The 11,825-nt window shown below is 70.9% G+C and carries 8 protein-coding genes; 4 read left to right on the top strand and 4 right to left on the bottom strand.

Translation table 11 applies throughout. The features are described from left to right. Positions 1-184 precede the first annotated feature (184 nt). The 3 genes from AC1RSK_RS18845 to AC1RSK_RS18835 all read left to right on the top strand — a co-directional run bounded on the left by AC1RSK_RS18845 (position 185) and on the right by AC1RSK_RS18835 (position 4,819). Complete coding sequence (locus AC1RSK_RS18845) at positions 185-1,720, top strand: ABC-F family ATP-binding cassette domain-containing protein (protein WP_492909154.1); 1,536 nt, start codon at positions 185-187, stop codon at positions 1,718-1,720. 38 nt (positions 1,721-1,758) lie between these two features. Further along, a complete protein-coding gene (locus tag AC1RSK_RS18840) occupies positions 1,759-2,304 on the top strand; it encodes a dihydrofolate reductase family protein (RefSeq protein WP_492909153.1) in 546 nt (181 codons plus the stop codon). Positions 2,305-2,449: 145 nt separating this feature from the next. Then, a complete protein-coding gene (locus AC1RSK_RS18835) occupies positions 2,450-4,819 on the top strand; it encodes a bifunctional diguanylate cyclase/phosphodiesterase (protein WP_492909152.1) in 2,370 nt (789 codons plus the stop codon). Here the strand turns inward: AC1RSK_RS18835 and AC1RSK_RS18830 are convergent. Continuing rightward, positions 4,816-5,862 carry an MBL fold metallo-hydrolase gene (locus tag AC1RSK_RS18830; protein WP_492909151.1) on the bottom strand — a complete coding sequence of 349 codons (1,047 nt, stop codon included), beginning with the start codon at positions 5,860-5,862 and terminating at the stop codon, positions 4,816-4,818. The genes AC1RSK_RS18835 and AC1RSK_RS18830 overlap by 4 nt on opposite strands. Positions 5,863-5,875: 13 nt before the next feature. Beyond that, positions 5,876-6,880, bottom strand: a complete 1,005-nt coding sequence (locus AC1RSK_RS18825) for an alpha/beta hydrolase family protein (protein ID WP_492909150.1) — start codon at positions 6,878-6,880, stop codon at positions 5,876-5,878. An 83-nt stretch (positions 6,881-6,963) separates the two neighbouring features. Here AC1RSK_RS18825 and AC1RSK_RS18820 point away from each other — a divergent pair, with 83 nt between their 5' ends. Then, positions 6,964-7,515, top strand: a complete 552-nt coding sequence (locus AC1RSK_RS18820; RefSeq protein WP_492909149.1) for a TetR/AcrR family transcriptional regulator C-terminal domain-containing protein — start codon at positions 6,964-6,966, stop codon at positions 7,513-7,515. Here the strand turns inward: AC1RSK_RS18820 and AC1RSK_RS18815 are convergent. Together AC1RSK_RS18815 and AC1RSK_RS18810 are read right to left on the bottom strand one after the other, a co-directional pair. Beyond that, positions 7,512-11,519 carry an eCIS core domain-containing protein gene (locus AC1RSK_RS18815; protein WP_492909148.1) on the bottom strand — a complete coding sequence of 1,336 codons (4,008 nt, stop codon included), beginning with the start codon at positions 11,517-11,519 and terminating at the stop codon, positions 7,512-7,514. The two genes, AC1RSK_RS18820 and AC1RSK_RS18815, sit on opposite strands and share 4 nt — an antisense overlap. A gap of 5 nt (positions 11,520-11,524) precedes the next feature. After that, positions 11,525-11,821, bottom strand: a complete 297-nt coding sequence (locus tag AC1RSK_RS18810; RefSeq protein ID WP_492909147.1) for a hypothetical protein — start codon at positions 11,819-11,821, stop codon at positions 11,525-11,527. Positions 11,822-11,825: the final 4 nt, after the last annotated feature.

The following is an 11,825-nucleotide window of genomic DNA, read 5'->3' as shown; positions in this document are numbered from 1 at the left end:
CGGCCAGACTTGGCAACCAAACTACCAAGCCTAAACACAGTTGCTCATCCGTCGGCTTCGCCGACACCTTCTCCCACAAGGGGAGAAGGGAGACCCGAGGCGAACTCACTGATTGACACCACTTGGCCGACCGAAACAGAACATGGATCGTCGGCCGGGTCCTCTCGCGCCATGGGAGGATGAAATGGCGCCGCGTCAGGCCGTGCTCGGGATGGACGAGGCCAGCTTCTTCCATGGCTCGGCCAAGGTGTTCGAGAACGTTTCCTTCCTGCTCGACGATGCGCGCACCGCCCTGGTCGGCGAGAACGGGGCCGGCAAGACCACCCTGTTGCGCTGTCTGTCCGGCGAGCTGGAACTCGACAGGGGACAGGTGCTGAAGTCCCGGTCTTTAAGGGTCGGCTACCTGCCGCAGGACATTCCGCCGGGCCTGGACGACCTGCCGGTCCGCGAGGTGCTGCGCCGGTCGCTCGAGGCGGTCGGCAATGGCGACGATGACTGGCGCATCGATGTGCTGCTGGACGAGATCGAGGTCGCGCCCGAGGTCGCCGACCAGACCTTCGGCTCGCTTTCGGGCGGCTGGCGGCGATTGCTGCTGATCGCCGGGGCGGCGCGGCTGGAGGAGCCGGACATCCTCATCCTCGACGAGCCGACCAACCACCTGGACCTGGCCAACATCAACCGGCTGGAGGACTGGCTGACCGGCGCCTTCGATGTGCCGATGCTGATCGTCAGCCACGACCGCGAGTTCCTCAACCGGGTCACCGACCGCACTCTGTTCCTGCGCGCCGACGGGGTGCACAGCTTCAAGAGCCGCTTCGACGCGGCCCGTGAGGAACTGCTGCGCCGCGACGCCGCCGCCGCCAGCCAGCGCAGGCTGGAGGAGAAGGAGGTGCGCCGGCTGGAGGCCGCCGCCACCCGCTACAAAGTCTGGGCGGTGAAGAACCCGGAGCTGAACAAGCGCAAGCAAGCTATTGAGACCAGGATCGCCCGCATCGAGGGGAACCGCACTGAGGTCCTCGTCGCTCGCGAACGGCGGCTGGAACTGGCCGAGGGCGACATCGAGGCGCGGGTGGCGCTGCGCGTGCACGGCCTGACCGTGACCACGCCGGATCGGAGCCGCACCCTGATCACCATCGACCGGCTGGCCATCGCCGCCGGCGACCGGGTGGCCATCCTGGGGGCCAACGGAGCGGGCAAGACCACCCTGCTCAACGCCCTGGCCGCCGCCTTCGACCCGGCCCTGCAGCACTATGACGGCACGGCGGCGGTGCGGTTCAACCCGGCGGCGCGACTGGTCTACTTCGACCAGTCGATGAAAGACCTGCCGCTGAAGACCAGCCTGCTGGCCTATGTTTCCGCCGCGCCGGAGGCGACCGAGCGCGAGGCCACCCGCCTGCTGGCCCAGGCCGGATTTCCCTTCATCCGTATCAACGAGCCGATCAGCCGCCTCAGCTACGGCGAACGGGCCCGGCTGATCTTCCTGCGCCTGAAGCTGGAGCGGCCCAACTTCTACCTGCTCGACGAGCCGACCAACCACCTCGACATCGAGGGCCAGGAAGCGCTGGAGGCGGAGCTGGAAACCGCCGACGTCAGCTGCCTGTTCGTCTCCCACGACCGCTATTTCACCCGCACGGCCGCCAACCGCTTCCTGGAAATCCGCCGCGGCAAGCTGGTCGAGGTCGACGACCCGGACGCCTTCTTCGACGCCCAGGGTCGCTGATCTGGAAAACGGCGTTCGGCGGGCTTAAGGTTGCCGCCATGGCCGAGCCCCGCCTCCGCTACTTCGCCGCCGCCAGCATCGACGGCTACATCGCCGGCCCAGGCGGCGACATCGACTGGCTGACCCCCTATCAGCGCCCCTCGCCGGCGGACGCGGGCGACGAGGACGGCTGGGACGCCTTCGCCAAGGCCGTCGGCGGGGTGATCTGCGGCCGGGCGACCTATGAGAAGATGGCCGGCTTCGGCTTCTGGAAGGGCGCCAGGTCACCCGGCATGGTCATCACCAGCACCGCCATCGATCCCGGCAACCCGAAGATCGACAGCGACAGCGACCCGGGGCGCGGCCTGGACCGCCTCAAGGCGGCGATGGACGGCGGCGACATCTGGCTGATGGGCGGCGGCCAGCTGGCCTCCGGCCTTGTCCCGCACATCGACAGCCTGGAACTGCACGTCGTGCCGGTCGTCCTCGGCGGCGGCATCCCGCTGTTCGCGGGACCCAGCCCGATGGTCGCCTTCGAGCCGACCAGGGTCCGCCAGATGGGCAGCGGCCTGGTGCGGCACTACTACCGGCGGCGCGACGGCTAGCCGCTTTTCCGCGACAAAGCCGCGCAGAAGGCGAAATGGCCGACAATCTGGCCAAACCTAAACCGGGGATTCAGCACGTTGTCCTAGAGTTTTCCCGTGGCGCTGCAGGAGAGCCGCCAGTGTTGGCGGCCGGAGTTGGAAGCGAATGTTCAAGGTCTACAGCTGTCTGACGACGCAGCACGAGTTCGGATACGTCCTTCTGGCCGCCTTGGTCTGTCTGCTCGCCTGCGGCACGGCGGTCGGCGTGATGGACCGCGTCGGCCGGGCGCACGGCCTGCGTCGCGCAGCGCTGATCGGGGCCACGGCGACGGTGACCGGAGCCGGAGTCTGGGCGACCCATTTCGTCGCGATGCTGGCCTTCAAGACCGGCCTGCCAACCGCCTATGTGGTCATCGACACCCTGGCGTCCCTGCTCGTGGCCGTGGCCCTGTTCGGCGGCGCCTTCCATTTCGCCCTGCGGCCGGGCCGCCACAACGCCCCGATCGGCGGCGCCATGGCCGGCCTGGCCATCGGGGCCATGCATTACCTGGGCATGGCCGGCTTCCGTATCGCCGGCAGCGTCGACTGGGACTTCGGCATGATCGCCGCCTCGCTGGTCATCGGCTGCAGCTTCGGGGCCCTGGCCTTCTGGCTGGCGCGCAGCGGGCCGGGAATCCGTCGGCGGCTGGGCGCGGCCCTGCTGCTGACCGTGGCCATCGTCGGCCTGCATTTCACCGGCATGGCGGCCATCACCCTGCAGCCGGACCCCTCGGTCGGCCTGCCGCAGTCGGTGGTCACCGATCGCAGTCTGGCCGTCTGGGTCGGCGTCGCCGCCGCCCTGCTGCTGGCCCTCTGCGCCGGGGCCCTGGTGTGGAGCGCCCGTCAGCGGCGCGGCGAGCGCCGGCGGCTGAACGAGCTGGCCGACGCGGCTGTCGAGGGTCTGGCCATCTGCGAGGACGGCCGCATCGTCACCGCCAACGACGCCCTGGCGCGGATGGCCGGCGTCGCCGCCGAGCGGCTGGTCGGACGCCCGTTCGCCAGCCTGTTCGACGAGGACACCGCCCCCGAGGGCCTGGTCGCCGGCGATCGCGTCGAGGCCCGCATCCGCCCGGCCAGCGGCGAGGCCGTGCCGGTCGAGGTGGTCGCCCGCCAACTCAGCTTCGACGGCGTGCCGCGGCTGGCCGTGGCCCTGCGCGACCTGCGCGACCGGGTGGCGGCCGAGGCCAAGATTCGCTTCCTGGCCCATAACGACAGCCTGACCGGCCTGCCCAACCGGGTGACCTTCAACGACTGCCTGGAGCATCAGCTGAAGGTGCACCGGCGCAAGGACGACACCTTCGCGGTGCTCTGCCTCGATCTCGACCGCTTCAAGCAGGTCAACGACGTGCTCGGCCACGGGGCCGGCGACGTGGTGCTGAAGGTGGTCGCCGACCGGGTGGCCGCCGTGCTCGAACGGGAAGACGTCTTCGCCCGCCTGGGCGGCGACGAGTTCGCCGTCATCCGGCTGGGCGACTGCAAGCCTACCGACGTCGCCCAGCTTTGCGAGAAGATCCTCGCCGCCGTCGCCCCCGAGATCGCCATCGGCGAGCAGCGGACCAGCGTCGGGGTCAGCATCGGCATCGCCCTCTATCCGCACGACGGCGAGACGGCCCTTGGCCTGGTGCGCAACGCCGACGCCGCCCTCTATCAGGCCAAGGCGGCCGGGCGGGACGGCTATCGCTTCTTCGAGGCGCAGCTGGGGGCGCAGCTGCGCGAACGCCAGCTGATCGAGTTCGACCTGCGCCAGGCCCTGCCGCGGGGCGAGTTCAAGGTCGTCTACCAGCCGCAGGCGACCCTGAAGGACGGGGTGATCTTCGGTTTCGAGGCCCTGCTGCGCTGGACCAGCGACAAGCGGGGAACCGTGCCGCCGTCGATGTTCGTGCCCCTGGCCGAGGAGACCGGCCTGATCCTGACCATCGGCGAGTGGGTGCTGCGCGAGGCCTGCGCCGAGGCGGCCAGCTGGTCCAAGCCGCTGCAGATCGCCGTCAACATCTCCGGCGTCCAGCTGCGCTCGGCCAGCCTGGCGCGGCGGGTGGAGGAGATCCTCAAGGAGACCGGCCTGGCCCCCGAGCGGCTGGAGCTGGAGATCACCGAGACGGCGCTGATCGAGGATTTCGACCTGGCCCTGGCCACGCTGGGCCAGCTGAAGGCCATCGGCGTCAAGGTGGCGATGGACGACTTTGGCACCGGCTATTCGTCGCTGTCCAACCTGCGCGCCTTCCCGTTCGACAAGATCAAGATCGACCAATCCTTCGTGCGCAACATCGGCGATAGCGAACAGGCGCAGACCATCGTGCGGGCCATCCTCGGCCTCTGCCGCGGCCTGCAGCTGTCGGTGCTGGCCGAGGGGGTGGAGACGCTGGAGGAACTGGCCTTCCTCGACCAGGAACTGTGCAGCGAGGCGCAGGGCTATCTGTTTGGCCACCCGGGCGCGATCGCCGACTTCCCGCAGGCCTTCGCCGACCCCAAGGTCGTGCCCCTGCGCCGCAAGGCCTAACCGCCGGCCGCGGTCCTGACCTTGCCGCCGGGCGCGGCGACCATCAGCTGCAGGATGGCCTCGGTGACCCTGGGTTCGAGGCCCTCGGTATGGCCCTTGTCCAGGCGCACGACGTCGGCGACCAGGCGGTCGCCCTTGCAGCCGGGATAGGCGAACAGCTGGGCCGTTCCCGGCCGGGCCTTTGTCCCCCAGGCCGGATAGGTGGCGCGGGCGTAGTCCCAGACATGGCCGGCCTGGGTATCGACGATGTCCTCGCGGCGCACCCGCGGCCCACAGCCATACTTCTCGGCCCAGGGCGATGTCTGCGGCAGTTCGGTGATCTCATGCTCGCCGGTGGCGAAGATGTGGGAGAAGTCGCAGGCCGTGGGCATGGCGGCGCCGAGCGGGATGTTGCGCGGCAGCGGGTCGGGCGGCGAGCCGTCCGGCTTGGGCGGGCCGAAGGTCGCGACGATGGGGGCGCGGCCGATGCGGCCGCCCGACAGGCTGAGCCAGCCGTCGACCCGGTCCTTGAAGGCGTCGGAGCAGACGATGCGGCTGGAGGTCATGCCGCCCTGGCTGTGGCCGGCCAGCCAGAAGGCCTTGATGCGCTTTGGTCCGAAGCCTTCGACCACCAGGTCGGCGATATTGCGCAGGTGCGCGTCGTCGGCGGCCGGCGCCCACATGCGGATGCTGGGACCGCCGGGGCCGATCTGGCCGCTGGTGGCGGCGGTCGGGGTGGCGACCACCAGGCGGTAGCGGTCCCTATAGTCGGCGGCCGGGAAATAGTGGCGCTGCCAGTTGGCGATCGAGCCGGCCCCGTGGATGTTGAGGATGAACAGCACCGGCTCGTCTGGTTTGAGGTCGCAGGGGAAGTCGAGGAAGAACTTGCGGCCGGTTTTGGGATCGGTGGCGTTGCCGAGGTTTGCCAGGACGCCGGGGGCGAGACAGGCCTCGCCCTCACAGCGGGCTGTCGGCGCGCAGGTGGCCCCAGCGACGGTCTGAGCGGCGGCGGGGCCGGCGATGGCGGCGATCAGGGCGCCGAGCGCCAGGAACCTGAGTTTCATGACAACGCCCCTCCTAGCGGGCCGACAGCATCAGCTTGACGATCTCTTCGGTGATTTTCGGCTCCAGGCCCTCGGTGTGGCCCTTGTCCAGCCGCACCACGTCGGCGACGACCCGGCCGCCCGGGCAGCCGGGATAGCGGTAGAGCCGCGCTGTTCCCGGCCGGGCCTTTAGACCCCAGACGGGGTTGGGACTGGCCTGCACGCGGGTGTCCTGGACATAGCCGGCCTGGGTATCGACGACCTCGACGGCCGGGGCCCGCGGACCGCAACCCAGCTGCTGCGCCCAGCGCGAACCGTCCGGCAGGCCGGCGGCGGTCAACTCGTGTTCGCCGGTCTCGTAGATGTGGGAGAAGGGAAAGTCCGGCAGCACCGAGGCGTCGGCGACCAGCCGCGGCGGCCCGGGCGGGGCGCCGGGCGGCAGGAGGACGCCAGACGGGATCGGCGCCCGGATGTCTTCGCGCCGCGACCCCAGCCGCCCGCCCGACAGGCTGACCCAGCCGGTCAGCCGCTGGCGATAGAAGGGGGTGGTCAAGAGGCGGTTGGAGGTCTGGCCGCCGAGCGAATGGCCGACCAGCCAGAAGGCCTTGATATTGTCCCGCCCGACCGCGCCCTCGACCGCCTCGACGATGCCCTGCAGGTAGGCGTCGTCGGACTCCGCCTTCCAGCCGAAGGCCGTGCCGGAAGGGGTGGCCACGACCAGGCGGTATCTGTCCTTCAGGTCGAGCAGCGGGAAGTAGTGGCGCTGCCAGTTGCCGATCGAGCCGCCGCCGTGAAGGCTGAGCACGACCGTGACCTTCTCGCCAGGCTTCAGGTCGCAGGGGTAGTCGAGGAAGAACTTTCGACCGCTGGCCGGCTCGACGGCGTTGCCGGTGTTGGCCAGCTCAGCCGGCGTGCAGCCACTCGGGGCGCAGTGGACCGGGGCGGGCGTGCTGCAAGCGACGCCCATCAGTTCACCGGCCGCCGCCGGCGCGGTCAACACCGCCCAGGCCAAGGCCGCCGACAGCATCAATCGCTTCATCTTGGGCCCTCCCAGGCGCCGATCCGGTCTTGCGCCGGCTCTCCCTAGCAGTGATAGAGGGAACGGCCGCCTGGAGTCCAGCCTTGTCCGAATCGACGTCCACCGAACGCCCCGTCCTTGATCGCGACGCCATCCTGCGGGTCGCCCTCGAGCTGATGGAGACGACCGGGCTGGACGGCCTGTCGACCCGCCGGCTGGCGGCCGAGCTGGGGGTCAAGGGGCCGTCGCTCTACTGGCACTTCCGCAACATGGGCGAGCTGCGCGACCACATGGCCGACGCCCTGCTGACCCAGGCGCTGCCGGCGGCGGAGTCGGCGGGCGACTGGCGGGCCTGGCTGGCCGAGGGGGCGCGGGCCATCCGGCGGGCCGGGCTTTCGCGCCGTGACGCCGCCCGGCTGCTGGCCGGGGCGCGGCCCACGGTCGGCGGCCGCGCCGCGCGAGCCCGCGCCAACCTCGCCCGGCTGGAGGCCGAGGGTTTCACCCCCGAACAGGCTGTGGCCGCCTTCCTCTGCCTGGCCCGCTACGCCCTCGGCACGGCTCTGGCCGAACAGGACGGCGAGGTCCAGGCCAGCGAAGCGGTGTTCGAGTTCGGCCTCACGGCCATGCTGGACGGCATCGGAACGGCGCGCGGCTAGAACAGCCCGTCGAGGTCGCCGCGCAGCGTGCCGGCCCCGGTGTTGATCCGCCTCATCAAGGCCTGAGCGTATTGGCTGGCCGCGCCCTTCTGTGGGTCGCGCGGATTGATCCGCTGCATGGTCGCCATCTCGTTGTTGTACTCGCCCCGGATGATGCCCATGTGGCGCTCGAACTTGCGGCCCAGGATGCCGCGCAGCGGTCCCTTGAACGACTGGCGCACCTGGTCCAGCCCGACGCCGTCCAGGTCCAGGACATAGCCGCGGATGGCGGCCTTCTGGGCGTCGCCGAAAGTCTGGACAATGTCGCGCCAGGAGCCGGAGTTGGGCGTCTGGCGGGTCACCCGCGCCGCCAGCGGCCGGTAGAGCAGCATGGTCATCGCCGCGTTGAGGTCGTAGCCGCGCGCCAGCGGCCCCGAGCCTACGGCGTTGAACGGCAGGGTCTTGAGGCTCGTTAGCCGCGCCTCGGCCGCACGCTTCTTCTCGTCGGTGATATCGCGGGGTAGCAGGCCGGACGAGGTCAGGCCCAGCTGGCCCACCAACCGATCGTCGCCGAAGGTTCGGGGCGGGGAGGAGGCGGACTCAGTGTCGGTCCGCAATACCGACAGGGGGAAGGCCTTCTCCAGCACGTGGTCGGCCTCGGTATGGTGGCCGCGCGCGCCGAAGGCGCTGTAGGCCTGCACCGAGCCTTCCGGTCCATGCTCGGCTGCGACCTGACCGGAGGTCAGGGTTCCCCGGGCGGCGGAGCGATTCCGCGCGCCGGCCTCCATGCCGGCGGTCGGCGACGGCGGGGTCGCGGCGCCGGCCGGCGCCGCCTCGTTCTTGAGGTTGAAGTTCTCGTTCAGGGCGATGATCCGGTCGAGCCCGGCGCGGGCGGCATTGCGGATCTGGGCCGTGGCCTGGGCGTCGGAATTGTAGACCCCGACCAGGGAGCGGACCTCCTCCTCGACGCGGGTCCGAAGGAACCGGCGGACGGCCGCGACCTTGCCGGCTCGCGTCGCCGCCGTGGCCGCCTCGCGGGTGATCATGCCCTTGGCGTCCGCCCGTGTGATCGTCCCCAACGCGGTCTTGGTCCGGTGGATCGGCCGGTAGAGGATGATGGCGTAGAGGTCTTCGCCGGCGGCGGTGGCCGCCGCGGTGCTCAGGGCTCCAAAGTCAGCCGCCCCGGCGCTGGCTGCGCCCGGCGCCGCCGTCGTGGGCGCGGTCGGAGCCGGCGTCGTCGCCGGCGGCTCGCCCTCCCGCAACGGGTCGGCCCCGGCCTGGCCTGCGGCCGCAGGGGCCTGGCCGGCCGCCGGGCCAGCGGTGGCGGGGGTCTCGACGAACACCCGGCCCTCGTCGACCACCTCCTTCAACCCGAACAGGATGGCCTTTCCGGGCAGGTGGTCGCGCTCGTAGTAGACCGACATCGGGTTGCCGCCGGTCGGCGGGACCTGGTTCAGGTACTGGGTCGCCAGGCTGGCGTAGGTTCCCGCCTGCCCCTCGATCGGCTGGCGATTGAGCAGCGGCCGGGGCTCGACGGCGCGGACGAAGCTGCCATCCGGGGGCTCGGCGTCCAGCGCCGGCTCGGAGGTTAGCGGCGCGGAGGCCTGGCTGACCTCGGTGGCGGCGGTCTGCACCTTCTGCTTGGCGGTCTCGGACGTGCGCCGGCTGTTCTCCGTGCTGCTCTCCGTTTTGACCGCCTCCATGGAGGTGCTGGCCTGGGTGACCGGGCCCTCCATCTTCTGCTGGACGACGTCCAGGGCCGGGTTGGTCGAACCCTTCTGGCGGGCGGCCAGCATGGCGGCGCGGACCTCCTGGCGGATCGGGTCGGCGCGGCGCTTGCGGTTGCTGGCGATGTAGAGGTGGGTCTGATTGCCCTCGACCTCGCCGCTCATCTCGTGCGGCTTGCCCATGAACTGGAACCGCACCTTAGGCGGCCGCCGGCCCCGGTTCAGCCGCTGGATGATCCGCGAGATCAGCTGCTTGGCCTTCTTGACCAGGAAGGTCACCAGCCGAACCCGGGCCCGCACCACCGGCGCCTGGATACGCTGGATGACATTGCGGATCTGGCCCGAGATGCCGCCCAACCCCAGCAGCCCGGCCAGGAAGGAGATGATGATCGGCACCGTCCGGCCCATCGTCTGTTCGACGAAGTTGGCCGCCTGGTCGATGTTGCCCTGGGCGATGGCCTTGATGGAGGAGAAGATCGAACGCACCAGCTCGAGAATCTGCTGCATCCGCTCGATGAAGACGACGATGATGTCGTAGGCGGCTTTCAGCACCCGCACGATGCCGCCGATCGGGTTGGTCAGGCTGGCCAGCCAGGCGATGGCCTGGGTGACGATGGTCTGGGTGACGAAGGTCTTGATGCCGCCCAGCACCGTCTGTTTGAAGCCGTCGATCAGTTCCAGCATCTTGCGCCAGATGCCGCCGAAGCCCTCGGTGATCAGGGTCTGGACCACGCCCACGGCCCGCTCGACGAAGGCGACCTTGGCCTCGCCGTTCGGCTCCAGGGCCCGCACGATATCGACCCGGAACTGGCGCCAGGTCAGGCCGACCACCTGCAGGCCGATCGACATGATGCCCTTGAGATCCAGCTGGGCGGGCATCTGGATGCCGGCCCCGCCAAGCGCCCCGAACAGCCAACCCATCAGGCCGCGCTTCATGTGGTCGGCGAAGTTGCTGCCGAACTGGCTGAACCCCCGGCCGACCGCCCGGAACAGGTTGCCGGCGAAGCGCAGGGGGTCTTCCAGCACCAGGTTGATGCTGTCGCGCGCCTCCTTGAACACGCCCCACACCTGCTCGGCGCGGGGGCCGGCCAGGGCCAGGGCGCCCTTGATGATCAGTTCGAGGATCTGGTCCTTCAGCTCGATGGCGAAGGTGATGATGGAATCGAGGATCGGTCCCAGGTGCCGGCGGATGGCCTCGCGCGGCGAGAAGGCGTTGCGCCAGCTCAAGAGGTCGCTGACCGCCTGGCTGACCCGGTCCCAGGTCAGGTTCAACGCCGCCAGCCGGCCGGTCACCCATTCGTAGCCCTTCTGCAGGGCGTGGCTCTCGCGCAGCCGCTCGACCAGGATGGTCCCGCCGGGGATCAGTCCCAGCACCCCGCCGATCAGGTTCTCGGCGGTGCGCGGCACGGTCTGGCCGGTGATCGGGCTGCGGCCGAGGATGACGCTGAGCAGGGTGTAGCCGGGGATGTAGCGGGCGACGCTCTCGATCTCGTCCATCACCCCGCGCTGCAGGCGCTCGGGGCGCACGGGAGGCTGGCCCGGGGTTGGCCCGCGCTTGGTCTGCTGGACCACATGGGTCAGTTCGTGGGCCAGCAACCGGCGGTTCTCGACCCGCTCGCCCGGGCCCAGCCAGATGTGGGCCCCGTGGGTGAAGGCACGGGCCCCGATGCGGGCGCTGGCCTGGCGGTCGGCCGGCTGGTCGTGGATGCGGACATCGCCGAAGCCGACCCCGAACCTCGGCTCCATGAAGGCCGCCACCTCGCGGGGCAGCGGCCGGCCGGGACCGGGGGAGGCGACCCGGGCGGCGACACTGGCCGGGGCGGCGCCGCCCTCGCGGCCGACCATGGCCGGCTCGGCCGCCCGGCGCAGGGGCTGGACCTCGCCGCCAGGGTCGGCCGGCTGGCCCGAACTGATCTCGGCCATGTCGTCGCCGTCCAGCTGCTCCATCGGCACGTCCTCGGCGGCGGCGACGGTCGGCTCCTGCAGCTCCGCCGGCATCGGCGGATCGGTCTCCAGCTGGTCGAGGTTGGGCTGTTCGGTGCGGCGCAGGGGCTGGGCCGCCGGGCCATCGCGGCGCGCCCCCGTCGGGGCGGCCGGCGGGGCGGTCATCGAGACCACCCGGTCGGCGGTCTGCTCGGCCTCGCGTTCCATCGGGTCGTCGGCGGGCCCGACGGTCAGCATCGGCTGCACGCCGATCAGCTGGCGGGCCGCGGCCAGCCGCGCTTCCGGGGCCGCGGCCCGCGCCACCGTCGTCGATCGGGCGGCCGGCTGCGGCGACCGGGTGACCAGCGCCTTCATCGGCCCTAGCCGGACAGCGGATCGGCGAGGCCGCGTGGCCTCAGCTCGGCCGCCGCCGGCGCCTCCGGTCCGGTCTCGACCGGCGCCTCGACCACCTCCCGCGGCGCGGCCCCCTCGCGAGACCCCGGTTCGTCCTGAGCCGCCGGCTTGGGCTTGGCGGCCAGCTCCTGGGCCCCGGCGGTGGGGCTGAGCTTCTCCTTCAGGTCCGCCTTGAGGGCGGCGTTCGGTTCGGCCCCGTGCCGCCGGCGGGCGGCGGTGGAGCGGACGGCGGCGGCCGGCAGGCGGCGACGGGTCTTGGCCATGACG

It is taken from the genome of Caulobacter sp. GW821-FHT11A05 (genome assembly GCF_058809015.1).
The sequence above is the reverse complement of the archived record's forward strand: the minus strand, read 5'-3'. Positions and strand labels throughout refer to the sequence as shown.

Excerpts from the sequence above, each read along its gene's own strand:
- AC1RSK_RS18845 (WP_492909154.1), top strand. The coding sequence starts at position 185 with ATGGCGCCGCGTCAGGCCGTGCTCGGGATGGACGAGGCCAGCTTCTTC.
- AC1RSK_RS18840 (WP_492909153.1), top strand. The coding sequence starts at position 1,759 with ATGGCCGAGCCCCGCCTCCGCTACTTCGCCGCCGCCAGCATCGACGGC.
- AC1RSK_RS18835 (WP_492909152.1), top strand. The coding sequence starts at position 2,450 with ATGTTCAAGGTCTACAGCTGTCTGACGACGCAGCACGAGTTCGGATAC.
- AC1RSK_RS18830 (WP_492909151.1), bottom strand. The coding sequence starts at position 5,862 with ATGAAACTCAGGTTCCTGGCGCTCGGCGCCCTGATCGCCGCCATCGCC.
- AC1RSK_RS18825 (WP_492909150.1), bottom strand. The coding sequence starts at position 6,880 with ATGAAGCGATTGATGCTGTCGGCGGCCTTGGCCTGGGCGGTGTTGACC.
- AC1RSK_RS18815 (WP_492909148.1), bottom strand. The coding sequence starts at position 11,519 with ATGAAGGCGCTGGTCACCCGGTCGCCGCAGCCGGCCGCCCGATCGACG.
- AC1RSK_RS18810 (WP_492909147.1), bottom strand. The coding sequence starts at position 11,821 with ATGGCCAAGACCCGTCGCCGCCTGCCGGCCGCCGCCGTCCGCTCCACC.